The organism is Micromonospora maris AB-18-032 (genome assembly GCF_000204155.1).
GTDB lineage: Bacteria > Actinomycetota > Actinomycetes > Mycobacteriales > Micromonosporaceae > Micromonospora > Micromonospora gifhornensis.
The window spans coordinates 3,249,821-3,274,756 of sequence record NC_015434.1; the positions used below are offsets into that span (position 1 = coordinate 3,249,821).

The 24,936-nt window shown below is 71.0% G+C and carries 26 protein-coding genes; 16 read left to right on the plus strand and 10 right to left on the minus strand.

Features of this window, described 5'->3' with window-relative positions; genetic code table 11:
• The first annotated feature begins 16 nt into the window (after positions 1-16).
• The 4 genes from VAB18032_RS14380 to VAB18032_RS14395 all read left to right on the plus strand — a co-directional run bounded on the left by VAB18032_RS14380 (position 17) and on the right by VAB18032_RS14395 (position 2,405).
• Positions 17-391 (plus strand): nuclear transport factor 2 family protein, encoded by a 375-nt coding sequence (locus tag VAB18032_RS14380; protein WP_013733580.1) that lies wholly within the window; start codon positions 17-19, stop codon positions 389-391.
• Positions 388-732, plus strand: coding sequence for a TIGR04076 family protein (locus tag VAB18032_RS14385; RefSeq protein WP_013733581.1), 345 nt, complete (start codon positions 388-390; stop codon positions 730-732). The genes VAB18032_RS14380 and VAB18032_RS14385 overlap by 4 nt, the downstream gene beginning before the upstream one ends.
• Entirely contained in the window at positions 729-1,715 is a 987-nt protein-coding gene (locus VAB18032_RS14390) for an LLM class flavin-dependent oxidoreductase (RefSeq protein WP_013733582.1), read from the plus strand. Before VAB18032_RS14385 ends, VAB18032_RS14390 begins: the two co-directional genes overlap by 4 nt.
• Before the next feature lie 216 nt (positions 1,716-1,931).
• On the plus strand, positions 1,932-2,405 hold the full coding sequence (locus VAB18032_RS14395; RefSeq protein WP_013733583.1) for a DinB family protein: 474 nt from the start codon (positions 1,932-1,934) through the stop codon (positions 2,403-2,405).
• Positions 2,406-2,427: 22 nt separating this feature from the next.
• Here VAB18032_RS14395 and VAB18032_RS14400 read toward each other — a convergent pair whose 3' ends face one another.
• Positions 2,428-3,930: a DUF3592 domain-containing protein gene (locus VAB18032_RS14400; RefSeq protein WP_013733584.1), complete on the minus strand. Its 1,503-nt coding sequence runs from the start codon at positions 3,928-3,930 to the stop codon at positions 2,428-2,430.
• Positions 3,931-4,035: 105 nt separating this feature from the next.
• On the opposite strand from VAB18032_RS14400, the gene VAB18032_RS14405 reads away from it, so the two are divergent.
• Positions 4,036-4,803, plus strand: coding sequence for an SIR2 family NAD-dependent protein deacylase (locus tag VAB18032_RS14405; RefSeq protein WP_013733585.1), 768 nt, complete (start codon positions 4,036-4,038; stop codon positions 4,801-4,803).
• Here the strand turns inward: VAB18032_RS14405 and prfH are convergent, their stop codons facing one another.
• The gene (gene prfH, locus VAB18032_RS14410) at positions 4,804-5,412 is read right to left on the minus strand and encodes a peptide chain release factor H (RefSeq protein WP_013733586.1); all 609 of its coding nucleotides are present in this window, start codon (positions 5,410-5,412) and stop codon (positions 4,804-4,806) included.
• Entirely contained in the window at positions 5,409-6,560 is a 1,152-nt protein-coding gene (locus tag VAB18032_RS14415) for an RNA ligase RtcB family protein (protein ID WP_043724296.1), read from the minus strand. The genes prfH and VAB18032_RS14415 overlap by 4 nt, the downstream gene beginning before the upstream one ends.
• A gap of 270 nt (positions 6,561-6,830) precedes the next feature.
• Between VAB18032_RS14415 and VAB18032_RS14420 the strand changes: the two genes are divergently transcribed.
• The 4 genes from VAB18032_RS14420 to VAB18032_RS14435 all read left to right on the plus strand — a co-directional run bounded on the left by VAB18032_RS14420 (position 6,831) and on the right by VAB18032_RS14435 (position 10,951).
• On the plus strand, positions 6,831-7,670 hold the full coding sequence (locus VAB18032_RS14420) for a DUF4253 domain-containing protein (protein WP_198408941.1): 840 nt from the start codon (positions 6,831-6,833) through the stop codon (positions 7,668-7,670).
• Positions 7,671-7,847: 177 nt separating this feature from the next.
• Positions 7,848-9,365 carry a M28 family metallopeptidase gene (locus VAB18032_RS14425; RefSeq protein WP_232510802.1) on the plus strand — a complete coding sequence of 506 codons (1,518 nt, stop codon included), beginning with the start codon at positions 7,848-7,850 and terminating at the stop codon, positions 9,363-9,365.
• A 236-nt stretch (positions 9,366-9,601) separates the two neighbouring features.
• Positions 9,602-10,165, plus strand: coding sequence for an NYN domain-containing protein (locus tag VAB18032_RS14430; protein ID WP_013733590.1), 564 nt, complete (start codon positions 9,602-9,604; stop codon positions 10,163-10,165).
• 96 nt (positions 10,166-10,261) lie between these two features.
• Positions 10,262-10,951, plus strand: a complete 690-nt coding sequence (locus VAB18032_RS14435; RefSeq protein WP_013733591.1) for an alpha/beta fold hydrolase — start codon at positions 10,262-10,264, stop codon at positions 10,949-10,951.
• Between the two features lie 95 nt (positions 10,952-11,046).
• Here VAB18032_RS14435 and VAB18032_RS14440 read toward each other — a convergent pair whose 3' ends face one another.
• Positions 11,047-12,471 carry a short-chain fatty acyl-CoA regulator family protein gene (locus VAB18032_RS14440; protein ID WP_013733592.1) on the minus strand — a complete coding sequence of 475 codons (1,425 nt, stop codon included), beginning with the start codon at positions 12,469-12,471 and terminating at the stop codon, positions 11,047-11,049.
• Positions 12,472-12,657: 186 nt separating this feature from the next.
• Here VAB18032_RS14440 and aceA point away from each other — a divergent pair, with 186 nt between their 5' ends.
• Positions 12,658-13,929, plus strand: coding sequence for an isocitrate lyase (aceA, locus tag VAB18032_RS14445; RefSeq protein WP_043720694.1), 1,272 nt, complete (start codon positions 12,658-12,660; stop codon positions 13,927-13,929).
• Positions 13,926-15,536 (plus strand): malate synthase A, encoded by a 1,611-nt coding sequence (gene aceB / locus VAB18032_RS14450; protein ID WP_013733594.1) that lies wholly within the window; start codon positions 13,926-13,928, stop codon positions 15,534-15,536. Before aceA ends, aceB begins: the two co-directional genes overlap by 4 nt.
• 208 nt (positions 15,537-15,744) lie before the next feature.
• Here the strand turns inward: aceB and sthA are convergent, their stop codons facing one another.
• Positions 15,745-17,148 (minus strand): Si-specific NAD(P)(+) transhydrogenase, encoded by a 1,404-nt coding sequence (gene sthA, locus VAB18032_RS14455; RefSeq protein ID WP_013733595.1) that lies wholly within the window; start codon positions 17,146-17,148, stop codon positions 15,745-15,747.
• A gap of 125 nt (positions 17,149-17,273) precedes the next feature.
• Here sthA and VAB18032_RS14460 point away from each other — a divergent pair, with 125 nt between their 5' ends.
• Complete coding sequence (locus VAB18032_RS14460; protein ID WP_043720698.1) at positions 17,274-17,558, plus strand: ArsR/SmtB family transcription factor; 285 nt, start codon at positions 17,274-17,276, stop codon at positions 17,556-17,558.
• The gene (locus VAB18032_RS14465; protein ID WP_043720701.1) at positions 17,540-17,929 is read left to right on the plus strand and encodes a VOC family protein; all 390 of its coding nucleotides are present in this window, start codon (positions 17,540-17,542) and stop codon (positions 17,927-17,929) included. The genes VAB18032_RS14460 and VAB18032_RS14465 overlap by 19 nt, the downstream gene beginning before the upstream one ends.
• A 90-nt stretch (positions 17,930-18,019) precedes the next feature.
• On the opposite strand, the gene VAB18032_RS14470 is transcribed toward VAB18032_RS14465, so the two are convergent.
• Positions 18,020-18,412 carry an SCO5389 family protein gene (locus tag VAB18032_RS14470; protein WP_013733598.1) on the minus strand — a complete coding sequence of 131 codons (393 nt, stop codon included), beginning with the start codon at positions 18,410-18,412 and terminating at the stop codon, positions 18,020-18,022.
• Between the two features lie 217 nt (positions 18,413-18,629).
• Between VAB18032_RS14470 and VAB18032_RS14475 the strand changes: the two genes are divergently transcribed.
• Positions 18,630-19,271 (plus strand): biliverdin-producing heme oxygenase, encoded by a 642-nt coding sequence (locus VAB18032_RS14475; protein WP_013733599.1) that lies wholly within the window; start codon positions 18,630-18,632, stop codon positions 19,269-19,271.
• Positions 19,268-19,582 carry a DUF2470 domain-containing protein gene (locus tag VAB18032_RS14480; protein ID WP_013733600.1) on the plus strand — a complete coding sequence of 105 codons (315 nt, stop codon included), beginning with the start codon at positions 19,268-19,270 and terminating at the stop codon, positions 19,580-19,582. The genes VAB18032_RS14475 and VAB18032_RS14480 overlap by 4 nt, the downstream gene beginning before the upstream one ends.
• 54 nt (positions 19,583-19,636) lie before the next feature.
• Here VAB18032_RS14480 and VAB18032_RS14485 read toward each other — a convergent pair whose 3' ends face one another.
• From VAB18032_RS14485 to VAB18032_RS14500, 4 genes are read right to left on the minus strand one after another with little or no spacing between them, the layout of a single operon-like run.
• On the minus strand, positions 19,637-20,434 hold the full coding sequence (locus tag VAB18032_RS14485) for a heme ABC transporter ATP-binding protein (RefSeq protein ID WP_013733601.1): 798 nt from the start codon (positions 20,432-20,434) through the stop codon (positions 19,637-19,639).
• Positions 20,431-21,459 (minus strand): FecCD family ABC transporter permease, encoded by a 1,029-nt coding sequence (locus VAB18032_RS14490; protein WP_013733602.1) that lies wholly within the window; start codon positions 21,457-21,459, stop codon positions 20,431-20,433. Before VAB18032_RS14490 ends, VAB18032_RS14485 begins: the two co-directional genes overlap by 4 nt.
• Complete coding sequence (locus VAB18032_RS14495) at positions 21,456-22,463, minus strand: heme/hemin ABC transporter substrate-binding protein (RefSeq protein ID WP_043720709.1); 1,008 nt, start codon at positions 22,461-22,463, stop codon at positions 21,456-21,458. Before VAB18032_RS14495 ends, VAB18032_RS14490 begins: the two co-directional genes overlap by 4 nt.
• On the minus strand, positions 22,460-23,281 hold the full coding sequence (locus VAB18032_RS14500) for a hypothetical protein (protein WP_013733604.1): 822 nt from the start codon (positions 23,279-23,281) through the stop codon (positions 22,460-22,462). The genes VAB18032_RS14495 and VAB18032_RS14500 overlap by 4 nt, the downstream gene beginning before the upstream one ends.
• Before the next feature lie 133 nt (positions 23,282-23,414).
• Between VAB18032_RS14500 and VAB18032_RS14505 the strand changes: the two genes are divergently transcribed.
• A complete protein-coding gene (locus VAB18032_RS14505; protein WP_013733605.1) occupies positions 23,415-24,929 on the plus strand; it encodes an HtaA domain-containing protein in 1,515 nt (504 codons plus the stop codon).
• Positions 24,930-24,936 lie beyond the last annotated feature (7 nt).

Here is a 24,936-nt window from a genome sequence, read left to right on the forward strand (position 1 = left end):
ACCCGGAAGTGACCCGATGAGCATCGACGAACTCAGCACCACCATCAGCGACATGTACCGGTCGTTGGGCGACCGCCCGGCGTTCGACGCCCACCTGCACCCCGACCTGACCATCTGGGAGTCCGACGCGGACGACCTGCTGACCGGCCTGGCCGCGCTGGACGCGCTGCGCGACACCCGGGCCGCCGCCGCGACCGGCCCGGCGCCGGTGAGCGTGGCCCCGGAGCAGGTACGCGCCGAGAGCTGGGGCGACACCGGCCTGGTCCGCTACGTGCTGCGGGCCCGCTTCGCCGACGACCGCCCGGACACCTGCTTCCGGGTCACCGACGTCCTGCGCCGCGACGACACCGGCTGGCGCATCGTGCACCACCACGCGGAGGCAGTCCGATGAGCACCGACGAACCCACCACCACCGACGAACCCACCACCGAGGTGTACGACCTGCGGGTCGTGGTCGAGCGGATCGAGGGCCGCTCGGTGTGCGGCATGAAGGTGGGCGACCAGATCGACCTGACCGAGTCCTGCCGGCTGAGCATCCCCGCCGGCCAGCACTTCTGCATGTACGCGCTGGCCGCCTGCCTGCCGTTGCTGCCGGCCAAGCAGCGGGCCCTGGCCGAGGGGGACTGGATGGCCCGGGACAGCCACGTGGCCTGCCCGGACCCCGAGGAGCGGGTCATCATGCGGATCGAACGCACTGCCCTGCGGCAGATCCCCACCGAGGAGCTGACGTGACCGACGACCGCCTGGTCGGCATCGGCCTGCAATCGGACAAGTCCGCCGACGAGTACGCCGAGCTGGCCGAGTTGACTGAACGGTACGGCTTCGACGTGCTGTCGGTCTTCGGTGACCTGATGTACCAGCCGCCGATCTTCCCGCTGCTGGTGGCCGCCCGGCACACCCGCCGGATCCGGCTCGGCGCGGCCTGCCTCAACCCGTTCACCCTGCATCCGGTGGAGGTCGCCGGGCAGGTCGCCGCCCTCGACCTGGCCTCGCACGGTCGGGCGTACCTGGGTCTGGCCCGGGGCACCTGGCTCCAGGAGATCGGTGTGGCGCAGGCCCGGCCGCTGCGGCGCATCGCCGAGACGGTGCAGATCGTCCGTCGGCTGCTCGGCGGCGACGACAGTGGCTTCGAGGGCCGGGAGTTCACCGTGGCGCCGGGCACCAGCCTGCGCTACGCGCCGGCCCGGCCGGACGTGCCGGTGCTGGTCGGCACCTGGGGGCAGCAGACTGCCCGGTCCGCCGCCGGGTACGCCGCCGAGGTCAAGGTCGGTGGCTCGGCGAACCCGGCGATGGCCAAGACGATGCGCGCCTGGCTCGACGAGGCGGGGGGTGACCACACCGGCGTGGTGCTGGGCGCGGTGACGGTCGTGGACACCGACGGGGAGTTGGCCCGACGGGTGGCCCGTACCGAGGTGGCGATGTACCTCGCGGTGGTCGCCGCTCTCGACCCGACGGTCGAGGTCGATCCGGGCCTGCTGGCCCGGATCAAGGAGCACGTGGCCCGCCGGGAGGACGACGCGGCCGGTGCTCTGATCGGCGACGACCTGCTCGACCTGTTCGCCTTCTCCGGCACCCCCGAACAGGTCGCCGCGCAGGCCGCCGCGGTCTTCGACGCCGGGGCGAGCCGCGTCGAATTCGGCACCCCGCACGGCCTGACCCCCCGCACCGGCATCGACCTGCTCGGCCAGCGGGTACTGCCACTACTACGCAGCTGACCCACCCCACCCCCACCCCCACCCCCGCTCCCGCGGGCGCCGATCTTGCAGTTTCGGTCGCCGATTCGCGGCTTTTGCCCTGACTCTCGGCGACCAAAACTGCAAGATCGCGCGTGGGGGTGGGGGGTGGGGGGGTGGGTGAGGGTGGGGTGGCTTGTTGTTGGGTGGGGCGGTTTTTGGGATGCTTCGTGCATGGCATCTCCGTTACCGACGTCCATGGACGATATCCGGGACGAGCCGCTGCGGGCTCAGTTCGAGTTCTTCCTCGATGAGCACCGCGCCGCGCTGAACGCCTGCCTGGAGGGGCTGACCGAGGAGCAGGCCCGCCGGTCGCTGGTGTCCTCTCGCACGACCCTGTTGGGCCTGGTAAAGCATGCGACCTTCGTGGAGAAGGTCTGGTTCGACGAGGCCGTCAACTGCCGGTCGCGGGACGAGATCGGCATCCCCGCCACACCGGACGAGTCCTTCATCCTGGACGACTCCGACACCATCGCCGACATCCAACGAGAACACCGGGAGACCTGCACGCGGTCCCGCCGAGCGACGGCCCCGCTCGACCTGGACGACCTGGTGTACGGCAACCGGCGTGGCCCGCTGCCGCTGCGCTGGGTCTACCTGCACGTGCTGCGGGAGTTGGCCCAGCATTGCGGGCACGCCGACATCCTGCGCGAGCAGATCCTGGCCGAGTGAACTCGCCGGCCACCGGACGACGTCAGTGGCGCAGGGTGTAGAAGCCGCGCCAGGGTGCGCCACCACCCCACAGCTGGTAGCTGCCGATCAACGCCAGCAGGTAGGCGGCGGTGGCCGGACCGGCCAGCAGCCAACCGCCTCCGGCCAGGACGGTCAACGCCAGCAGAATCGCCAGGTGTCTGCCTGTCGACTCGGCGAGGCCGAACAAGTGCAGCTCGACCGGGGTCAGCTCGTAGTTGCGGGGCGGTCGGGCACGGGCGGTGCTCGCCGGCCAGAGCCGCCCCACCCCGGCTACGTCGACCAGGTACATGCGCCGCAACCCCGGGCAGCGGCGCAGCTCGACGCTCAGCGGCAGCTGCGCACCGCCGGCCGGGTCACCGGCCAGCCGGCGCACCAGCCGGCGATCCCAGACGATCCGCTGGTACCAGATCCGGTCGGCGTCGCGTAGTTCGAGCCAGAACGATGTCGGCTCGACGCCCCAGTGCAGTTGCGCCACCATGATCCAAGCCTCGGCCGGTCGACCACGACGACACGCGCCGAGCAGCCAGCGCCCGAGCCGCCACGTCCACGCCCAGGCCAACACGTACCCCGGCAGCAGGATCAGCTGCACGAGCACCGTTCGCCCCCGTGGTTCGATCTCGAAGAATTCGGGATACGCCGGCATCACCTCGTACGGCTGAGCCGGGTCGTACCGCACCGGCACCTGGCCGCCCTCCCGGTAGCTGTCCGGGTCCACCGGCTTCCACCGCACCCGCCACTCGGCGCCGGTGGTGTCGGGGTAGGCGACCTCGATCCGATCCTCCGCGCCGAGCCGGGCCCCGGTGACCGTGCCCAGGGCCTGCCCGGTCAACGACGCCACCTGCCGGCGCTCCCACTCCATCAGGTGCCACACCGTGCCGGCGATGGTCAGCACCAGCAACAGCCAGCCGATCAGGACCTTCCCGACGGCAAGGTTCGCCCGCTTCGGCGCGTCGACTGCCAACACCGGTGGCGGCGCTGCGGCCGCCGGGGTCGACGGCGCGAGAACATGGTCCCACTCGGTGAGGAACGCGCGGGCCCGTTCGGAGATCGCCGCGAGTTCGGGATCGACCGGCGGCGGCGCCACCTGGCGCTCGATTCGCAGGGCGGACCGCAGGAGGTAGACGCCGATCCCGAGGAGCAGGACGGTGAACCCGGTCGCCCACTTCCAGGTCTGGCCGTCGGTGTGCAGAGTGCCCGCCGAAGGGCTGCTGATCCGGCCCGTCACCGTCACGCCGTCGTCCCAGGGGGCGCCGTAGCGGGGCATGAGCTTCACCGCGTCGATGCGGACAGCGCCGTCGGCGGAGACGAACGGCCCGGAACAGGTCCACTGGGGTCCGTCGTCGGTGTCGGCGTACACGCAGTCCTCGACGGTCACCGCACCGGCCACCCCGCCGTACGTCGCCCGGAACGAGTCGACCGCGAGGACGGCCATCCAGATCACGCCCCCGAAGATGACCGTGACGAACGAGAGCAGCAACCAGTGGTGCAACTCGAACGCACCCATCCGGCGCAACGGCCCTCCCGATCGTCGTGTCGTCGCATGGCGACAGGGTGATCCGACACTGTAGGCGAGCCCGGCGAGCGACCCGAGCGCCGATAGGCTCGACGGATGACCGAATCGGGACCGACCCAGGCCGCGAAACTGCTCGGCCAGGCCCGGCGGACGGTGGTCTTCACCGGCGCGGGCATGTCCGCCGAGAGCGGTGTGCCGACCTTCCGCGACGCGCTCACCGGCCTGTGGCAGCGTTACGACGCCCAGCAGTTGGCCACCCCGGAGGCGTTCGACGCCGACCCGGACCTCGTCTGGGGCTGGTACGAGTGGCGGCGCGCCGTCGTCGCGCGGGCCCGACCGCACCCGGGGCACCTGGCCGTCGCGGCGATCGAGGCCCGCGCCCCGCACAGCGTGCTGATCACCCAGAACGTGGACGACCTGCACGAGCGGGCCGGCTCCACCGCCCCGCTGCACCTGCACGGCAGCCTGTTCGCGCCCCGCTGCTCCGCCTGCGCCCACCCGGCGTCGACAGGCGACCCGGCCGAACCGGCCGAGGGACGCCGGCTGCCGCCGCCGCGCTGCGACCGCTGTTCCGCGCCGATCCGGCCGGGCGTGGTGTGGTTCGGGGAGGCGTTGCCGCAGCCGGCCCTGGAAGCCGCCGCCGAGGCCGCCGCCTCCTGCGACGTACTGCTGACCGTCGGCACCTCCGGCCTGGTCTATCCGGCCGCGGAGATCCCGCACGTCGCGGCCCGCTGCGGCGCCACGGTGATCCAGGTCAATCCGGAACCGACGCCGCTGGACCAGGTGTCCGACATCAACCTGCGCGGCCCGGCGGCCCGGGTGCTGCCCACCCTGGTCGACGCCGCCTGGGGCGGCGCCGGGTGACTACGGGCGTTCGCCCCGGACCGGGTCACCGCGTACCAGCCGGTCGTGCAGCTGCCACCGCGCGGTGGTGGCGTCGCGTACCGCCGTCTCGTCGCGGTTCGCGAGTCGCTGCCGCAGCAACCGCAGCGCGATCCGGCGGTTGAGGCTGAACTGCCGTTCGGTGTCGACCACGACCACCAACCCCGTCGGGCGGTGTGTCGCCCGTACCGCGGTGCTGACCTTGTTGCGGTGCTGACCGCCCGGCCCGCCGGTGCGGCAGGCGACCACCTCTACGTCGGACTCCTCGAAACAGGTGGCGTCCGGGTCCGCCGGGCAGGGCTGGGCGGTGACGTACCAGTTCTTCCGACCGACCCCGGCCCGGTACGGGCTGGGTGCCTGCCAGCACAGCGTGCCCGTCCAGGAGGCGGCGAACGCCTCGACACCAGCGCCGCCGACCTCCACCAGCACGGAGCGGTAGGTGCCGGGCCGGTCACCGGCGACCGTGTCGACCCGGTGCACCCGCAGTCGCTGCCGTGCGGCCTCGGCTTCGAGGCGTCGCAGCAGGTGGGCCAGCGCCCAGGCGCATTCCTGCGGGCCGCGTCCGGCCGACAGCAGCAGGCGTACCGTCATCGCCGGCCCCGCCGACGTCGCTCGTCGCGCCGCGACCCGACAGCGAGGTCGGCCGTCTTGTACGTGACAAGCGGAACCGTGGTCGCGATCGGGGTGGCCAACCGGTGTTCGACCAGGTCGTCGATCACCTGCTCGATGCGTTTGTACGCCCCCGGCGCCTCCTCGAAGAGCAACTGGCGGTCGCCGCACACCACGAGCGAGCCCACCGGCGTACGCCGAAGCTCCTCGACCGTGTGCTTGGCCCGCCCCCGGCACAGCGCGTCGGCCCGGGACATCTTCCGCCCGGCGCCGTGCGCCACCGAGTAGTTCGCCTCCGGGCCGGCGTGCGCGGCCACCAGATAGGACGGGGTGCCCCGGGTACCGGCGATCAGCACGTCCCGGCCGTCACCCGGTGCCGCGCCCTTGCGGTGCAGGTAGCTGCCGTCACGTACCTCGACCAGGTTGTGACACTGGTCCACGACGGGCTCGGTCGGCGCGGCGCCCAGCGCGTACGCGACCCGGGCGGCCAACAGCCGACGGTTCAGCGCACCCCACCGCACGGCCTCGTCGTGCCGGGCCAGGTACGCCTGCGGATCCGGGGCCGGGCCGGCGCCGTGTCGTTCGGTGTGCTCGCGCAGGATCTGCTCGCCCAGTCCTCGGGAGCCGGTGTGCACGACGAGCACCAGGTCACCGGCGGCCAGCCCGAGACGACCCGCGTGGGTCGGGTCGAGCACCGCGCCGATCCGCGCCAGCTCGACGAAGTGGTTGCCCCGGCCCACCGTGCCGAGACCCTCGACGTGGCCGGCGGGTATCTCGCCGCTCACCACCGTCCACGCCGGATCATCGGCGTCGTGTTCGGGATGCAACGGCCGATCCAGGTCGGGGAACCGCGCGGCCAGCTTCTCCGGTACGGGTCGCTTGAGCCGGATCGGGAACACCGCGATGCCGCAGCCGATGTCGGATCCGACGAGGAACGGATACAGCACGCGGGACGTCATCGCGGCCCCGATCGGGGCGCCCTTGCCCGGATGCAGGTCAGGCATGGCGGCGACGTGGATCATGCCGTCGAGGGCGGCGACCTGACGGCACTGGGTATGGGCGTCGGACTCGATCCAACTGGTGGGCGACGCGAAGACGCTTATCGTGGCAGGACCGGACGCAGGCAGCATCGACTGCCGCAGGTGCAGCTCAGACAAGGAGTTCTCTCCCGAGGAGAAAGCGCAGGCACGGACGGTGGGTGAGGGCACGAGGGGGCGCGCGGAAGCGTCTCGGCGCGGCGGGGTGCGATCCGTCAGTACGTCATGCGCCCACCCTGGCGCAGCCCACCCGCTCGGGCAACCGGTTTCGTCGAGCTGCTGCCGCGTGGAGCACGCGGAAAGGTCGAGGTGCTGCCGCGCGGTGCGCGGAAAAGTCGGTCCCGGCCGTTACTCTCACGCCTCGTGACGTCGCAGTTGAACGATATGCCCACCGACCTGCTGGAACTGTTTCCGGACGGTGCTCCGCGAACGCTCGCCGTGCCACTGCCGCCCGGCCGGACGGTACGCGGCAGCGAGGGTGCCGACGAACGACCCGTGTTGTGGATGAGCGAGGAGCCGGCACCGGCGGGCTTGTGGTCGCGCCTGCACGCGGCACATGAAAGCTCCGGGCTGTGGCCGTTGCTGCTGGACGGCCTCGGCGGTGACATGTCCCGCCCCTGGCAGGGCGGTGAGCTCTGGCAGGCGACCTCCACGCCCGACCAGCACGACGCCGAGCGGGTGCTCGCCGGCCGGTGGGCCGACCAGACCGGCGACGGCGACGACTCGCCGCCCCCGGCCGAGGAGGATTCGTTCGTCGCCCCGTACGGTCGGGCCTGGCCAGGCCTGGCACCGGCGCTGCCGCCCCGGGTCGCGGTGCGCGAGCACGCCGACCACTGGGCCGAGCAGCTGTCGCAGGCCCTGTCCGAGGCGCATCTCGGCCTGGTGCCCGCGCAGCGCAGCAGCGACGTGCTTGCCGCTGTCGGTTGGCACGGCGCGATCAACCACATCGGTGTCGCCGAGTTGTGCGCGGTGCTGCGTAGCTGGGAGGACCGCTTCGGGGTACGGGTGATCGGCGCCGGCTTCGCCGAGCTGTACCTCAGTGTCGCTGCGCCGCCGAGCACCCTCGACGAGGCGCTGCCCATCGCCGCCGAACATTTCGCCTTCTGCCCGGACAACATCCTGCAGGGGCAGCGTCCGTACACTGTCGCCGCCTACGCCGAGCGTCTCGTCGATGCGCCGACCTGGGCGTTCTGGTGGGACTGAGCGCTGCGCTCAGACCTGCGGGCTGACCACCCCGAGCAGGTGCGCGCACTCGGCCGGGGCCAACTCGTCACGCTATGGACAAAGCGGTATAGCGCGATGTGTTTACGCCATTCTCCGCACCGTCCTAATCTGCGGCTGCCGGTGTCTCCGGCGTTCCCTATCCGGCAGGAGAAAACGTTGCGAGTACCTTCGGTATTGCGTGCCTGCACGGCCCTGGTCCTGACCGCCGTCGCCGTGGTCGCCGTCCCGGCCACCGCCCCCGCGACCACCGCCGCGGCGACCGCTTCGGTGGTGTCCGCGATGGCGGTACCTGACATCTCGCTGACCAACACAAAGGCGCATCTGCAGCAGTTCCAGACGATCGCGACAAGCAATGGCGGCAACCGACGCGCCACCAGCGCCGGCTACACCGCCTCGGTGACCTACGTGTACAACAAACTGGTCGCCGCCGGATTCACCGTGACCCGGCAGAACTGCACCTCCGGCTGCACCAGCGGCGCCGGCCCGAACGTGATCGCCGACTGGCCGGGCGGTGGGGACCCGAACAGCATCTACATGTTCGGCGCACACCTGGACGGGGTGTCCGCCGGTCCCGGCATCAACGACAACGCCTCCGGGTCGGCGACCCTGCTGGAGATCGCCCTGACTCTCGCGGCCACCAACCCGAGCCTGACCAGCCGCGTCCGGTTCGCCTTCTGGACCGACGAGGAGCAGGGCCTCAACGGGTCGCGGTTCTACGCCAACACCCTGTCCAGCACGGAACGGGCGAAGATCAAGGCGTACTTCAACTTCGACATGGTCGGCTCGGTCAACGGCGGCTACTTCATCAACCGGATCACCTCCGTGCCCGGCCAGACGTTGAAGGCGTACTACGACTCCATCGGCGTGCCGACCGAGGAGAACACCGAAGGCGCCGGCCGTTCCGACGACGCCCCCTTCAACGCGATCGGCGTGCAGACCTCCGGCGTGGCGGCGGGTGCGTCCCGGGTGAAGACCGCCGCGCAGGTGACCAAGTGGGGCGGCACCCAGAGCGCCTTCGACCCCTGCTACCACCGGGCGTGCGACACGTACCCGAGCAACATCTCCGACACCGTGCTCAACCGGGCCGGTGACGCCGCCGCGTACGCCCTCTGGACCCTGGCCGCCGGCACCCCGGCGACGACGGTCTGGTCGGACACCTTCGAGACCGCCACCGGCTGGACCACCAACCCCGCCGGCACCGACACCGCCACCAGCGGCAGTTGGGAGCGCGGCGTGCCGCAGGCCACCAACTCCAGCGGCGCCAAGCAACTCACCGCCCTCTCCGGCACGAACGACCTGGTCACCGGCAGGCTCGCTGGCACCTCCGCCGGCGACCACGACATCGACGGCGGTACGACGAGCGTCCGCTCACCCGCCATCACGCTGCCCACCACCGGCCCGCTCACCCTGAAGCTGTCCTGGTACCTCGCCCACGGCAGCAACGCCACAAGCGCGGACTTCTTCCGGGTCTCCGTGGTCCACAACGGCGGCACCACCGCCCTGTTCACCCAGTCGGCCAGCGCCACCAACCGCAACGCCGCCTGGACGTCAGGCAGTTGGAGCCTGAGCAGCTACGCCGGCCAGAGCATCCGGATCCTGATCGAAGCCGCCGACGCCGGCACCGCCAGCCTGGTCGAAGCCGCCGTCGACGACGTCGTCATCACCCAGGGATAGCCCCGGCGTCGACGTGCCCGGATCGGCCGGTCCCGCTCAGGGGGACAGGTCGGTCCGGGCCGCGCCGGTTGCCGGATCGTACGGGTAGGACAGGTGCTGGTGGACCAGCCGCCAGGCACCTGCTGGGGTGCTGCGGCCAGGTAGCCAATACCCTTGACCATGAGTATGGCTTCTGGCACGTCAAACGCTCGGGCTGGACCGGTCCGCGCTCGCTGCTCCACTCGAGAGGTACGTCTATGCCCGGCACATCGGAATCCGTCACGTACCTCATCGTGGATGGGGAGAACATCGACGCCACTCTCGGCAACAGTGTTCTGGAGCGCCGGCCGGCCCCCGCGGAGCGACCCCGGTGGGAGCGTCTGCGGGAGTTCGCGCGCGACACGTGGCGGCAGCCGGTGAAGGGACTGTTCTTCCTCAACGCCTCGGGTGGCGCACTGCCGATGCCCTTCGTCCGGGCCCTGCTGAGCATGGATTACCGGCCCATCCCGCTGGCTGGTTCATCGGACCAGAAGGTGGTGGACATCGGCATCCAGCGGACACTGGAGGCCATCGCCCGACGTTCGGGCAATGTGATGCTCGCCAGCCACGACGGCGACTTCCTGCCGCAGCTCGGCGAGCTGCTGGAAGGCGATCGTCAGGTCGCGGTCGTCGGGTTCAAGGAGTTCCTCAACGCCGGCTTCGCCGAGCTGCCTGGCCTACAGGTATTCGACATCGAGGAGGACGCGGACTGCTTCACCAACGTGCTTCCTCGGGTGCGCATCATCGACCTCGAAAGCTTCGACCCGGAGCGCTTCCTGTAGGCCGGACAGCATCCGCGTACCGCGATGGCGGTTTGGCGGGTCTGCCGGTAGCGGAATCGCTTGGCCGCTGGCGGCACAGGAGGCAATGCTCAGCTGGTGCCTGACCTGATCGACATCATGCTCGGCGGCCTCCGGCTCTCGCTGCGGGTGTGGCCGGCTGCCGATCCGGCCCGTACCCCCGTGGTGCTGCTGCCCGCCACCGGCCGAACTGCCGAGGACTGGGATGTGATCGCGGCGGAGTTGGCCGCCGATCGGACGGTGTACGGCGTTGACCTGCGCGGTCACGGAGGCAGTGACTGGCCCGGTGCGTACCGGCTGGAGTTGTTCGCCGATGACGTCCTGGGCGTCCTCGGCCACCTCGACAGCGGCCCGGTCGACCTGATCGGCCACTCCCTCGGTGGCCTCGTCGCCTGCCGAGCGGCCGCAGCCAGACCGCAACACATCCGTCGCCTGGTGTTGGAGGACATCGGCTTCCCGCATCCGCGCCCACCTGCGCCACCGCAGCGGCCGGCGGGGGAGTTGCCGTTCGACTGGCGGGTGGTGGAGCAGGTCCGCCCCGAGATCGACGATCCGGGTCGGGACTGGGCCGAGGTCATCGCCCGGATCACCGTACCCACCCTGCTGATCGGCGGCGGCCCGTCGAGCCCGGTGCCTCAGCAGCACATCGCCGAACTCGCCAACCGCCTCGCCGACGCCCGCCTCGTCACCATTCCCACCGGCCACCTGATACACGAAACCGCCCCGACGGCCTACCTCAACACCCTGACCACCTTCCTGACCCCCTGACGCCCCTCACACTTCCGCTTCGAGCATGAGGCTGGCGGCACTGTGGAGATCAGCATCTGCCGGCAACTCCGACAGGCAGGGATGCGGGGTGGGGGTCAGTCGCGGAGGGGGTAGGGGATGAAGGTGCTGCGGTTCTCGTCCAGGTCCAGGGGACGGCTGATGGGTGGGGCGGCGCGTTGGGGGCAGGTCATCCGGTCGCAGGTCTTGCAGCCGGGGCCGATGGGGGTGGCGGCCTCGGCGGCGTGCAGGTCGACGCCGGTGGAGTAGACCAGCCGGCCGGCGTGGCGGGTCTCGCAGCCCAGCCCGATCGCGTACACCTTGCCGGGTTGGCCGTAGCCGCCGTGGTGGCGGGTGATGGTGCGGGCGATCCACAGGTAGCGCTGACCGTCCGGCATCGCGGCGACCTGGGTGACCACCCGGCCCGGCGCGCCGAACGCCTCGTAGACGTTCCACAGCGGACAGGTGCCGCCGGTGCGGGAGAACGGGAAGCCGGTGGCGGACTGGCGTTTCGACATGTTCCCGGCCCGGTCGACCCGGACGAAGGAGAACGGCACCCCGCGCGCCCGGGGCCGTTGCAGGGTGCTGAGCCGGTGGCAGACCGTCTCCCAGCCGATCGCGTAGTGCTGGGTGAGCAGTTCGATGTCGTACCGGCGCTGCTCGGCGGCGGTCAGGAACTGGTCGTACGGCAGGATCAGCGCGGCCGCGAAGTAGTTGGCCAGCCCGACCCGGGTCAGGATCTGGGTCTGCGGGTCGTCGAAGTTCTCCGACTCGACGATCTCGTCGATGACGTCGGCGAATTCCAGCAGCGCGATCTGCGCGGCCATCCGCATCGCCTCCTGCCCGCCGCGCAGCGAGGTGGACAGGTGCAGGGTGCGGGTCTGCGGCCGGTAGCGGTGCAGCTCACCGCCGAGCGCGCCGTCGTCCTCGCGCAGGATGCGTACGCCGTGCCGTTGGGCCAGGCGGTCGCGCAGCCGGCCGCGGACCTCGCCGCGCCGCAACCCCATCGCGGCGGCCAGCCGCTCGGCCTCCTCGTCCATTTCCGGTACGTAGTTCTGCCGCCGGTAGAAGAACTCGGTGACCTGGTCGTGCGGGCTGCGGCCGAGTCGTTCCCGGTCGCCGACCAGCTCGGCGAGCTGCTCCTCGGCCTGCTGGTAGCGCCGGTGCAGGTCGATGACGGCGGCGGCGAGCTCGGGCAGCCGGGTGGCCAGCTCGGTCAGCTCGGCGGGGCTGGCCCGATTGGGCAGGGCCTCCCGCAGCCCGGTGACCAGGCGTGGGGTGTCGTGGGCGGCGAACACGGTGGGGTCGACACCGAAGAGTTCGGTGATCCGCAGCAGCACCGGCACGGTCAGCGGCCGGGTGTCGTGCTCGATCTGGTTGAGGTAGCTGGGGGAGATGCCCAGGTGTCGGGCCAGCTCGGTCTGGCTGAGCGCGCGTTCCTCGCGCAACCGGCGTAGCCGCGCCCCGGCGAAGGTCTTACTGATTGTCCTCACCTCCCACGCCAGCAGGTTTTGTCGGGTCACATTAGCACCGCTGCCAATAAGCCGATTAACAACTTTGCAAGACGCTTCCGAGGATTTACAAGAATTGGCATCTTCCGTCCCTCGACCCCCGCCGACCAGGCGTGTGACCGTGGTCTGCACCACCGGCGGCCGGGCAGGGAGCTCACCGGCCACGGTGTGCCACGAATGGTGAAGGGACACGAGACGATGCCTACTCCGGTCGAGCAGTTGCAGCACGAATGGGACACCAACCCCCGCTGGCGGGGTGTGCGTCGGAGCTACCGCGCCGAGGACGTGGTGCGGTTGCGCGGCGCGATCCAGGAGGAGCACACCCTGGCCCGGCACGGCGCGAACCGGCTGTGGCGGCTGCTGAACAGCGAGGACTACATCCACGCGCTCGGCGCCCTCACCGGCAACCAGGCCGTGCAGATGGTCCGGGCCGGCCTCAAGGCGATCTACCTGTCCGGCTGGCAGGTGGCCGCCGACGCCAACCTGGCCGGCCACACCTACCCCGACCAGAGCCTCTACCCGGCCAACTCGGTGCCCGCGGTGGTCCGCCGGATCAACAACGCGCTGCTGCGCGCCGCCCAGATCACCACCGCCGAGGGGGACGCCTCCGGCATCGACTGGCTGGCCCCGATCGTCGCCGACGCCGAGGCCGGTTTCGGTGGGGTGCTCAACGCGTACGAGCTGATGAACGCCATGATCGCGGCCGGCGCGGCCGGGGTGCACTGGGAGGACCAGCTCGCCAGCGAGAAGAAGTGCGGCCACCTCGGCGGCAAGGTGCTCATCCCCACCGGGCAGCACGTCCGCACCCTGGAGGCGGCCCGGCTGGCCGCCGACGTGGCGGGGGTGCCGAGCGTGGTCATCGCCCGCACCGACGCCCAGGCGGCCACCCTGCTCACCACCGACGTGGACGAGCGTGACCAGCCCTTCGTCACCGGCGAGCGCACCGCCGAGGGCTTCTACCGGGTGCGCAACGGCATCGAGCCGTGCATCGCCCGGGGCCTGGCGTACGCCCCGCACGCCGACCTGCTCTGGATGGAGACCAGCACCCCGGACCTGGAGGTGGCCCGCCGCTTCGCCGAGGCCATCAAGGCGGAGTACCCGGACCAGCTGCTGGCCTACAACTGCTCGCCGTCGTTCAACTGGCGCAAGCACCTCGACGACGCGACCATCGCCAAGTTCCAGCGGGAGCTCGGCCACATGGGCTACAAGTTCCAGTTCATCACCCTGGCCGGCTTCCACGCCCTGAACTACTCGATGTTCGACCTGGCCCGGGGCTACGCCACCGACGGGATGGCCGCCTACGTGTCGCTGCAGGAGCGGGAGTTCGCCGCCGAGCCGGCCGGCTACACCGCCGTCAAGCACCAGCGCGAGGTCGGCACCGGCTACTTCGACCTGATCAGCACCGTCCTCAACCCGGCCGCCGAGACCACCGCGCTGCGCGGCTCCACCGAAGAGGAGCAGTTCGCATGAGGTACGAGGTCATCGGCCCGATGGCCGAACGCTTCGACGAGGTGCTCACGCCCGAGGCGCTGGAGTTCCTGGTCACCCTGGACAGCGAGTTCGCCGCCCGGCGGGTCGCCCTGCTGGACACCCGCCGGGCGCGCCGCGACCGGTTCGCCACCGGCCAGCTGCCCGACTTCCTGCCGGAGACCATCGGCGTGCGGGCCGACCCGACCTGGCGGGTGGCCCCACCGGCACCAGGGCTGGAAGACCGGCGCGTCGAGATCACCGGCCCACCGGAACGCAAGATGACCATCAACGCGCTGAACTCCGGCGCCAAGGTGTGGCTCGCCGACTTCGAGGACGCCACCGCCCCCACCTGGGACAACGTCATCGGTGGACAACTCAACCTGATGGACGCCCTGGACCGGCGGATCGACTTCACCGACCCGCGCGGCAAGCGGTACGCCCTCGGCGAGGAACTGGCCACCATCGTGGTCCGGCCGCGCGGCTGGCACCTGGTGGAGAAGGGCATCGTGGTGGACGGGCGGCCGATTTCGGCCAGCCTTGTCGACTTCGGGCTCTACCTGTTCCACTGCGCCCGTCGGCAACTCGCCGCCGGCGCCGGACCGTACTTCTACCTGCCGAAGCTGGAGGACCACCGCGAGGCCCGGCTGTGGAACGACATCTTCGTCTTCGCCCAGCACTACCTGAAGCTGCCGCAGGGCACCATCCGGGCGACCACGCTGATCGAGACGATCACGGCGGCCTTCGAGATGGAGGAGATCCTCTACGAGCTGCGCGAACACTCGGCCGGGTTGAACGCCGGCCGGTGGGACTACATCTTCAGCATCATCAAGAACTTCGGGCAGTGGCCGGACTTCGTCCTGCCGGACCGGGCCGCGGTCACCATGACGGTGCCGTTCATGCGGGCGTACACCGAGTTGCTGGTGCGGACCTGTCACCGACGTGGCGCGCACGCGATCGGCGGGATGGCCGCCTTCGTGCCCAGCCGGGATCCGGAGGTCAACGAGAACGCCCTGGCCAAGGTGCGGGCGGACAAGCAGCGGGAGGCCGGCGACGGGTTCGACGGCTCCTGGGTGGCCCACCCCGGCCTGGTGCCGACCTGCCGGGAGGTGTTCGACGCGGTGCTCGGCGAGCGCCCGCACCAGCTCGACCGGCAGCGGGACGAGGTGTCCGTGACCGCCGCCGACCTGCTCTCGGTGGACAAGACCCCGGGCCAGGTCACCGAGTCGGGCCTGCGGTCCAACATCGCGGTGGCGTTGCACTACATCGACGCCTGGCTCGGGGGAGCGGGCGCGGTGGCGCTGTGGAACCTGATGGAGGACGCCGCGACCGCCGAGATCGCCCGCTGCCAGGTGTGGCAGTGGCTGCACCACGGTACGCCGTTGGCCGAGGGCGGCAGCGTCACCTCAGACCGGGTGCGAGCGCTGCTCGCCGAGGAGCTGTCGGCGCTGTCCGAGGGGCGCGGCGACGCCGAGCGGGAACGCGCCGCGCAGGCGGCGCGCATCGTCGAGGAGACCGCGTTGGGCGAGGACCTGCCGGCCTTCTTCACCACCGGCGCGTACGCCCGGCACCTGGGGCCGCGCCGCCGGTCACTCGCGGCGGCCAGCTGACGGCAATCGGGGTGGGGCCTCTCGCCCCACCCCGGCCTGCCGTCGTCGTCGACCAGCGCCATCCGCCGTTGCGGCACCGACAGCAGGAACCGCAGATCAACAGACCTGTGCGTGGGTTGAAGCAGAGCAAAGCGCGGACAGGGGCATTCGGCCGGCGGAGCTGTCGTGACGCACGGTGGGCGCGCGGAGGTCCGACCCGGGTCGCGGGTCAGCCGTCGATGCGGGTGATGTTGCGGATCTTGTTGGCGGCGTCCAGCGCCGCCACCTTGTACGCCTCGGCCAGGGTCGGGTAGTTGAACACCGTGTCGACCAGGTAGTCGACCGTGCCGCCGCAGCCCATCACCGCCTGCCCGATGTGCACGATCTCGGTCGCGCCGGTGCCGAAGACGTGCACGCCGAGCAGGCGTCCGTCGTCTGGCGAGACGAGCAACTTCAACATCCCGTACGAGTCGCCGACGATCTGCCCCCGGGCCAGCTCGCGGTAGCGGGCGATGCCCACCTCGAACGGGGTGGCGCTGTCGGTCAACTCGTCCTCGGTCTTACCGACGAAGCTGATCTCCGGGATGGTGTAGATCCCGATCGGCTGCAACTCGTGCATCGCGCGTACCGGCTCGCCGCAGGCGTGCTGCGCGGCCAGCCGGCCCTGCTCCATCGAGGTCGACGCCAGCGCCGGGAAGCCGATCACGTCGCCGACGGCGTAGATGTGCTCCACGGCGGTGCGGAAGTGCGCGTCGACCTCGATGCGGCCCCGCCGGTCGGCGGTCAGGCCGGCCGCCTCCAGGGCCAGCCCGTCGGTCTGACCCTGCCGCCCGGCGGAGTACATGACGGTGTCCGCGGCGATCTTCTTGCCGCTCTTGAGGATGCACAGTGCGGCGGTCTGGTGCTTCTCCACCGCGGCGACCTCCTCGCCGAAGCGGAAGGTGACCGACAGGTCGCGCAGGTGGTACTTCAGGGACTCGACGACTTCTTCGTCGCAGAAGTCGAGCATCTTCTCCCGGCGTTCGACCACCGTCACCTTGGTGCCGAGGGCGGCGAACATGGAGGCGTACTCCATGCCGATCACCCCGGCGCCGACCACCACCATGCTGCGCGGCACGGCCTGCAGGTTGATGACGCCGTCGGAGTCGACGATGGTGCGGTCGTCGAAGTCGACGCTGTCCGGGCGGGCCGGACGGGTGCCGGCGGCGATGATCGCCTTGTCGAACGTCACCTTCGACTCGTGACCGGATCCGCCGTCGACCCAGACCGAGTGGGCGTCGGCGAACCGCCCGGTACCGGTGATCATCGTGACCCGGTTGCGGGCCAACTGGTTGCGGATCACGTCGGTCTGCCGGTTGATCACGTGCTGGGTGCGGGCGGCCAGGTCGCTGACCGTGATGTCTTCCTTGACCCGGTAGCTGCTGCCGTAGAGGTCCCGCTGGCTCAGGCCGGTCAGGTAGAGCACGGCCTCGCGCAGCGTCTTGGACGGCACGGTGCCGGTGTTGATGCACACCCCGCCGATCATGTCGCGCCGTTCCACCAGACCGACCCGTCGGCCGAGCTTGGCGGCGGCGATCGCGGCCTTCTGACCACTGGGTCCGGAACCCAGCACCAACACGTCGTAGTCGTACATGGCCGCAAGCGTCGCAAGCGGCGTCCACTCGCGCCAGGCCTGCCGGCCGCCCGGGGCAAGGGTTTACCTACTCGGAACGTTGTCGATGTTTGACATGCAAGTGGTTGCTTGCCTATTGTTCGGCGGTGGGCGACGTGTACAAGGCGCTGGCGGATCCCACCCGGCGTGCCATCCTCGACGAGTTGCAGGATCGCAGTGGCCAGACGCTGTTCGAGTTGTGCGTCCGCTTGACGGGCAAGGGGTTCACCTCGACACGCCAGGCCATCTCCCAGCACCTCGCGGTGCTGGCCGAGGCGGGGCTGGTGGTGTTGCGGCGTCAGGGCCGGTACACCTTCATCGACCTGGACACGTCTCCACTCCAGCAGATCTATCAGAGATGGCGGGTGGGACCATGCGAATCGGACACATGAGTGTTCTCGTCGACGACCAGGCCAAGGCCCTGGCCTTCTACACCGGGGTGCTCGGCTTCATCAAGAAGACCGAGGTGCCGCTGGGTGAATACAGTTGGTTGACCGTGGTCTCCCCGGAGGATCCGGAGGGCGTGGAGCTGGTCCTCGAACCGGATCAGCACCCGGCCGCCCTCGCCTACAAGAAGGCCCTCGTCGCCGACGGGATCCCGGTCACCATGTTCACCGTCGCGGACGTGTCCGTCGAGTACGAGCGGCTGACCGCGCAGGGAGTGACCTTCACCCAGCCGCCGCTGGACGCGGGGACTGTGACGACCGCTGTCTTCGACGACACCTGCGGCAACCTCATCCAGATCGTGGCGCCGCAGGGGTAGGGCGGTCACCGACCGGGTGCCCCGGCGGGCGGGACGGGGGCTGGCGCCCGTGGGGCGCACGCCCGCCCGCCGGGGTCCGGGACCCGCGTCTCAGCAGTTGCGCAGCTCCGGAGACTGGTTGAGCAGTTGGCCACGAGCGGAGACGAAGCGACGGTAGGTGTCGGAGTCGACGGCCGCGGTGCGGAACGCCGCGACCCGATGGCAGTTCTGGAAGGCCAGCTTCACCCCGAAGTGCCGCTCCAGGCCGGCGCGGATCGCGTCGCTGGCCATGGCGCGCAGCAGTTGGCCCCGTTCTGCGTCACCGGGTGGCGCGATCACGTTGTCGGAGAACTCGACGTCCGAGGTGGCCAGCTCCGCGGCCACCCGGCTGACGGTCTGCCAGGCGTACGGCAGCGATTCGCGGACGCAGGCGATGAACTCCTCGTCGGTGACGGGCCCCGACTCGGCGGCTCGCAGGAGGTCAGGTGACACGGTGAGAGACATGCTTCTCCTCGCTTAATGGAAACGATTGTCGTTTGCGCGCGCAGTCCGAGCACACCATGACGTCTGTGCGGTGTCAACGCTCCTGCGCGTCGCCACGCCGGTGGCCGGTTCGGTTCGGCGGGTATCCCCTGGTGGGGTGCGCGGGCTGGCACTTTCGGCCATCTCCACAGGAAAGCTTGATCATGATAGGTTAGGCTTACCTAACTTGGAGGTGCTTATGGGGTTCGCCGCAGAGGTGCGAGAGCTGACCAGGGCGGACCATCGGGCCGCGCAGAGTGTGACGTACTTCGACGCGTTGTTGTCGGGACATCTGGACCGGGCCGGGTACGCCGCGCTGCTCGAACAGCTGCACGTGGTCTACCAGACCTTGGAAGAGGCCGCCGACACGATGCGCGACGATCCGGTGGCCGGCCCGTTCGTCGTCGACGAGCTGCGTCGACTGCCGCGCATCGTCGATGATCTCTCCTTCCTGCACGGTCCGGACTGGACCGGTCCGATCGTCCCGAGCGCCGCCACCGACGAGTACCGGGCGCGTCTGCGCGAGGTGGCCTTCTCCTGGCCGGCCGGTTTCGTCGCCCACCACTACACCCGATACCTGGGTGACCTCTCCGGTGGTCAGGTGATGGCCCGGGCGCTGCACCGCACCTTCGGCTTCGACACCGACGGGGTGCAGTTCTTCCTCTTCCCCGGCCTGGACGCGCGTGCCTTCAAGCAGCAGTACCGGGAGCTGCTCGACGCGGCGCCCTGGGACGCCGTCGAGCGGCAACGTTTCCTCGACGAGGTGTCGTACGCCTACCGGCTGAACACCGCCATGCTCGACGACCTGGGGCGGGCCGTGACGCAGGAGAGTGCGGCGTGAGCGCCGCGAACCCGTTCCCGCCGGAAGTCGTCGCGGCGGTGATGCGACACATGAACACCGACCACGCCGACGACTGCCGGGTGATCTGCCAGGGGCTGGGCAGCCAGCCGACGGCCACCGCGGCCGCCATGTCCGGCATGGACGCCGACGCGATGGAGTTCCTGGCCGTCGTGGACGGCGTCGAGGTGCCGGTGCGCGTCCCGTTCTCCAGCCGTATCGCCGAACGCCGACAGATCCGTGCCGAGGCCGCCCGGATGTACCGCGAGGCGTGCGCCGCGCTGGGCCGCACCCCCCGCCCGGAAGCCAGCTGAACCCGACCGGCCTCGGCGGGAACCTGACCTGACGCCCCTGACCAGCCCGGCTGGTCAGGGGCGTACTGGCAGCACCAGCGGGACACCGGTGTGCGGGTGGGGCAGCACCTCGACCTCGTGCTGATAGACCTCACTGAGCCGGTCGGCGGTGAGCACCGCGTCCGGCGGCCCGTCGGCGACCAGCCGGCCACCGGCCAGCAACGCGATCCGGTCCGCGTACGCCGCCGCCAGGCCCAGGTCGTGCAGCACGATCACGACGCTGCCACCCTGCTGGGCCCGGTCGCGGGCCAGCCGGAGCACCAACTCCTGGTGATGCAGGTCCAGCGCGGCGGTGGGCTCGTCCAGCAGCAGCATCGGGGTGCGCTGGGCGAGCACCCGGGCCAGTGCCACGCGGGCCTGTTCACCACCGGACAGCGCCGAGAACACCCGGCCGGCGAACGCCTGCATCCCGGTCAGCCGCAACGCCTCGGCCACCGCGTCGTCGTCCTTGGCGGCGAGCCGGGTGCCGGCCCACGGGGCACGTCCCATCGCCACGACCTCGGCCACGGTGAACGGGAACGACATGGTGGCGCGCTGCGGCAGCATGGCGCGCAGTCGGGCCAGCTCGACCGGCGCCCAACGGGTCAGCGGCCGGCCGGCGAACTCGATGGTGCCGGCGGCGGGAGCCAGGTCACCGCAGATCGCGGCGAGCAGGGTGCTCTTGCCGGCACCGTTGGGACCGACCAGCGCCAGCAGTTCGCCGGTACGAACCGAGAGGGACACGTCGGACAGGATCGGCCGAGCGTCACGCCGGATGCCCAGGCGCTCGACCCGCAGGCCCACCCGGTCCGGGTCGACATCGGTCCACTTCATCCCCAACCTCCCGCTCGGGCCCGGGTCCGACGCAGCAACCAGAAGAAGCACGGTCCGCCCACCACGGCGGTCAACACGCCCAGCGGCAGTTCCTGGTAGTCGACCAGGGTGCGGGCAGCCAGATCCCCGGCCACCACCACGATGGCCCCGCCCAGGGCACTGGCCGGCAGCAACAGCCGGTGACCCGGGCCGGCGACCATCCGGACCAGGTGCGGCACGACCAGGCCGACGAAGGAGATCACGCCGGTGAAGGCCACGGCGGCGGCGCCGAGCAGGGCGGTCACCGCGACCATTCCCAGCCGCAGTCGTTCGACGTGGACACCGAGGTGCCGGGCCGACCGGTCGCCGAGGGCGAGCAGGTCGAGGCGGCGGGCGGCGGCGACGGCGATCGCGATGCCGACCGCTGCGCACGGGGCGGTGACCGCCACCGCCGCCCAGTTCGCCTGCGCCAGGCTGCCGAGTTGCCAGAACGCGATGGCCCGCACCGCGTCCGCATCGCCGAAGAACATCAGCAGGCCGATCAGCGCGCCGGCCACCGCGTTGACCGCGATGCCGGTCAGCACCAGGGTGACCACCTCGGTCCGCCCGCCGACGCGCGACATCGAGTAGACCAGGCCGGTGGCGGCGAGACCGCCCAGGAACGCACCGGCCGCCACCGTCCAGCCGCCGAACGTGGCCGCCCCGGTGACGATGACCGTGGCCGCGCCGACCGCCGCGCCGGAGGAGACGCCGATGACGCCGGGCTCGGCCAGGGGATTGCCGAAGACGCCCTGCATCAGCGCACCGGCACAGCCGAGCGCGGCTCCGACGATCACGGCGAGGACGACCCGGGGGAAGCGCACCACCCACAGCGCGCTCTCGCCGTGGGTGACGCTCGGCGTCGGTCCGATGTCGAGGCCGATGCGGTGCAGGATCGAGCCGAGCACCTCCGCCGGGGGGACCCGGACCTGCCCGGTGCCGGCGGCGACGAGGCAGAGCAGCAGCAGGGTCACCGCGAGGCCGGCGACGAGGGCGGCCCGTCTCACGCGCATGATCCGTAGACCGCGTCGGCCAACGCCCGGATGGCCCGACCGGTACGCGCACCGAAGGTGAGCAGCAGCCCGTCGTCCATGTCCACGATGCGGCGGTGCTGACCGGCCGGGGTCTGGGCCACGCCGGGCAGGGAAAGCAGCCCGTCGACGCCCTTGACCGACGCCAGTCCCTCGGTCATCACCAGGATCACGTCGGGCGCCGCGTTGATCAGCCCTTCACTGGTCAGCGGCCGGAAGTTGGACAGCCCGATCTCGGTGCCGGCGTCGGTGGCGCCGATGGCGCGGACCATCTCGTCGGACCCGGCGCCCCTGCCGCCGATCAGGTAGACCCCCGCGGTGCCGCGGACGTACAGGAACGCGATGCGCAGTGGTGCCGTGTCGGGTGGGGCGGCTCGGCGGGCGGCGGCGATGTCGCCCTCCACCCGGGCCACCAGCTGTTCCCCGGCTTCCGGTACGCCGAGCGCGGCGGCGATGGTCCGGATGTTGCGGCTGATGGCGGCGAGGCTCTGTTCGTCGTCAACGAGGACCACGGGGATGCCGGCCCGCCGCAGCTGGGCGAGCACCTCGGGCGGGCCGATGCTGTCGTCGGCGAGTACGACGCTGGGGTCCAGGCGCAGGACGGCCTCGGTGGACAGGTCGTGTCCGGCCGGGGTGACCACGGGCAGGTCGCCGGCGGCGGGAAAGGTGGTGGAGGTGTCCCGGCCGATCACCCGGTCACCGAGCCCGAGGCTGAACACGATTTCGGCGATCGAACCGTAGAGGTTGACCGGCAGGATGCGGCTGGCGTCGGTGACCGTCACGCTGGAGCCGTCGGCCGAGGTGACCGTGGCCGGCAGGGTGCTGCCGGGATCGGCGCCGATCGGCTCGATGTCCACGTCGGTGACCACGGCCGTGGTCGGTCCGCAGCCCGTCGTCGGGGCCGCCGTCGAGGCAGCGGGCGCACAGGCGGTGAGGCCGAGCAGCGCGGGCAGCATCAGCAGCGTCAGGCACCTTCTCATCGCTGTTCCCGGCGTCGGCCCCGCATCCGCAGCGCCACCACGACGACCAGCAGCACGGCAAGTCCCGCCAGGACCGGGGTGAACCAGCGTCCCGCGCCGGTGCTGTCGCTGACCTGCGTGGTGAGCAGGGGCTGTTCGGCGCCGGGTGCCGGCGCGGCCTCGCCACCGGCGGCGTCGGTGGCCCCGGCAGCGGCAGCCGAGCCGACGATGGCTGCGGGTGCCGAGCCGGTGGCGGCCGGTGTGGTCGCGGCGGAGGTGTTCGTGGGCGTGGCGGGAGCGGGTGCGGCCGGGGCGGCAGCGGGTGCGCTCGGGGCGGCCGGGGTGACGAAGGTTACCGGCACCTTGACGTCCTGGGACCGGTCCGAGGCGCGGGTGTGGTCGTTGCGGCTGGCCACCACGCAACGACTGGTGGTGCAGTCCACGTCACCGATCTTCGAGGTGATCTTCACCTGCACGGTGAACGATCCGCCCGCGCCGTACGGGACGGTCAGCCCTTCGGCGTACGAGGGCGGGTTGGAGGAGATCCAGTGCGAGGCGCCGGTGGAACCGGTGGTGTCGACGCCACCGCCGCACGGTGAGGGTGCCACGCCCGCCCCGTTGTCGACGCAGTACGCGATGTAGATCCCCTTGGTGGTGTCGTAGCCGGAACCGGTGACGGTGACGGTGGTGCCGCCGAGCGGGATCCCGGTCGTCTTGCTGACGGAGAGTCGTTGACCGTTGGGTCCCTTGCCGACCGTGTTGGCGTACGCGGGGGTGGCGAGGGCGCCGAGGGCCAGCAGCATCGCGCTGACCAGGGCAGCGGCTAGGCGGGCAGGCATGACTAACCTCCATGTATGGTTAGGCTAACCTAAGTCGATCTTGCCTGTGGCGCAAGAGGGTGTTCGGCGGATTTTCGAAGAAGTTAGGAGAGCCTAACCTAAGGCCGCCAACCCCCTTCTGAGAGGAAGACACATGTCCGTACCCAGACCAGGCGGCGTGCGCCGCCGGTCGTACCGGTGGGTGACGGCTGCCGTGCTCGGCGCCGCCGCCTCACTGGCCGTGGTGGTCCCCGCGACGGCGGCGCCCGCCGACGTCACCGGGGGAAGCCTCGACTGGGGTTTCAAGAGTTCGTTCCGCGCGTACGTGTCGACCGGCAACGGCAACCCGCCGATCGCGGTCACCGACGGGGCGACCCGCAACGCCGACGGCACCTTCAAGTTCCCGGCCACCGGCGGCACGTACGACAGCGCCACCGGAGCGACCACGGTGAACTACGGCGGCACGGTGGTGTTCTCGTACCCCGCGCACTTCTTCACCATCACCCTGGCCAACCCGACGGTGGTCCTCGACGGCACCGGTGGTTCCCTGCTCGCCGACGTCGACCTGCAGACCAGCGGCGGCGGCTTCGAGCCGGTACGCATCGAGCAGGCGGCCATCGCCACCCTCGCCACGGCCAGCCCGTCGGTCTCCGGCGGCACGGTCTCCTGGAGCAACCTCACCACCACGCTCACTGAGACCGGAGCCAGCGCGTTCTCCGGCTTCTTTACCGCCGGCACGGTGCTCGATCCGGCGTCGTTCACCCTCACCACTGCCGCCGGCGGCGGCGGTGCTCCCGCCGCCCCGTCGGTCACGGTGAGCCCGTCCGCCGCCCTCGACCCCGAGGGAGCCACCGTCACCGTCACCGGCACCGGGTTCGACCCGGAGGCCAACGGTGGTGTCGGGTTCTACCTGGCCTTCGGTCCCAAGGGCGAGAATTACTGGACGAACTCGCGTCCCTACAAGCCGGTCAAGTGGGTGCACAAGAACGCCTCGTCATCCGCCGCCCAGGTGCGGCTGCCCGCCGACGGCAGCTTCTCCACCACCCTGGACCTGGTGCCGACCTACACCGACGGCAACGGCAACACCGTCGACTGCACCGCGATCCAGTGCTACGTGATGACGTTCGCGGCGCACGCCTCCAGCGACCGCAGCCAGGACACCTTCACCCCGATCACCTTCGGCGGTACGGGTGGCCCGAGCGGTGCCGAGCAGGAGATCACCGCCGAGGTGCTCCAGTCCGGCCCGCTGACGCTCACCGCTTCGGGCAACAGCGTCGCGCTGCCCGCCGTGCACCCGGGTGCCTTCGCCGACAGCTCCCTCAACGCGGTGACGGTCAGCGACCTGCGCGGCACCAATGCCGGCTGGAACGTCGTCGGTCAGGTGGAGGAGTTCACCAGCGCGCTCGGCGGCACCATCGCCGCCGAGAACCTCGGCTGGACGCCGCACGCGTCCGTGCTCGCCGACACCCTGGTGGGTGCGGCCGGCGTGGTCAACCCCGGCGCCCCGGCCACCCCGGGTGACGGCCTGGGCAGCGCCCGTACGCTGTGCGCCGCCCCGGCCGGGACCAGCGCCGGCAGCTTCCAGTGTGGTGCCGACCTGCGCCTCGGGGTCCCGCCCGCCGCCGTGCCGGGCGGCTACACCGCCACCCTCACCCTGACCCTGTCCTGACGCGTGA

What these genes read in the sequence shown, in the direction of transcription:
- VAB18032_RS14380 (WP_013733580.1), top strand. Translation starts at nt 17, where the DNA reads ATGAGCATCGACGAACTCAGCACCACCATCAGCGACATGTACCGGTCG.
- VAB18032_RS14385 (WP_013733581.1), top strand. Translation starts at nt 388, where the DNA reads ATGAGCACCGACGAACCCACCACCACCGACGAACCCACCACCGAGGTG.
- VAB18032_RS14395 (WP_013733583.1), top strand. Translation starts at nt 1,932, where the DNA reads ATGGACGATATCCGGGACGAGCCGCTGCGGGCTCAGTTCGAGTTCTTC.
- VAB18032_RS14400 (WP_013733584.1), bottom strand. Translation starts at nt 3,930, where the DNA reads ATGGGTGCGTTCGAGTTGCACCACTGGTTGCTGCTCTCGTTCGTCACG.
- VAB18032_RS14405 (WP_013733585.1), top strand. Translation starts at nt 4,036, where the DNA reads ATGACCGAATCGGGACCGACCCAGGCCGCGAAACTGCTCGGCCAGGCC.
- prfH (WP_013733586.1), bottom strand. Translation starts at nt 5,412, where the DNA reads ATGACGGTACGCCTGCTGCTGTCGGCCGGACGCGGCCCGCAGGAATGC.
- VAB18032_RS14415 (WP_043724296.1), bottom strand. Translation starts at nt 6,560, where the DNA reads ATGCTGCCTGCGTCCGGTCCTGCCACGATAAGCGTCTTCGCGTCGCCC.
- VAB18032_RS14430 (WP_013733590.1), top strand. Translation starts at nt 9,602, where the DNA reads ATGCCCGGCACATCGGAATCCGTCACGTACCTCATCGTGGATGGGGAG.
- aceA (WP_043720694.1), top strand. Translation starts at nt 12,658, where the DNA reads ATGCCTACTCCGGTCGAGCAGTTGCAGCACGAATGGGACACCAACCCC.
- aceB (WP_013733594.1), top strand. Translation starts at nt 13,926, where the DNA reads ATGAGGTACGAGGTCATCGGCCCGATGGCCGAACGCTTCGACGAGGTG.
- sthA (WP_013733595.1), bottom strand. Translation starts at nt 17,148, where the DNA reads ATGTACGACTACGACGTGTTGGTGCTGGGTTCCGGACCCAGTGGTCAG.
- VAB18032_RS14465 (WP_043720701.1), top strand. Translation starts at nt 17,540, where the DNA reads ATGCGAATCGGACACATGAGTGTTCTCGTCGACGACCAGGCCAAGGCC.
- VAB18032_RS14470 (WP_013733598.1), bottom strand. Translation starts at nt 18,412, where the DNA reads ATGTCTCTCACCGTGTCACCTGACCTCCTGCGAGCCGCCGAGTCGGGG.
- VAB18032_RS14475 (WP_013733599.1), top strand. Translation starts at nt 18,630, where the DNA reads ATGGGGTTCGCCGCAGAGGTGCGAGAGCTGACCAGGGCGGACCATCGG.
- VAB18032_RS14485 (WP_013733601.1), bottom strand. Translation starts at nt 20,434, where the DNA reads ATGAAGTGGACCGATGTCGACCCGGACCGGGTGGGCCTGCGGGTCGAG.
- VAB18032_RS14495 (WP_043720709.1), bottom strand. Translation starts at nt 22,463, where the DNA reads ATGAGAAGGTGCCTGACGCTGCTGATGCTGCCCGCGCTGCTCGGCCTC.
- VAB18032_RS14500 (WP_013733604.1), bottom strand. Translation starts at nt 23,281, where the DNA reads ATGCCTGCCCGCCTAGCCGCTGCCCTGGTCAGCGCGATGCTGCTGGCC.
- VAB18032_RS14505 (WP_013733605.1), top strand. Translation starts at nt 23,415, where the DNA reads ATGTCCGTACCCAGACCAGGCGGCGTGCGCCGCCGGTCGTACCGGTGG.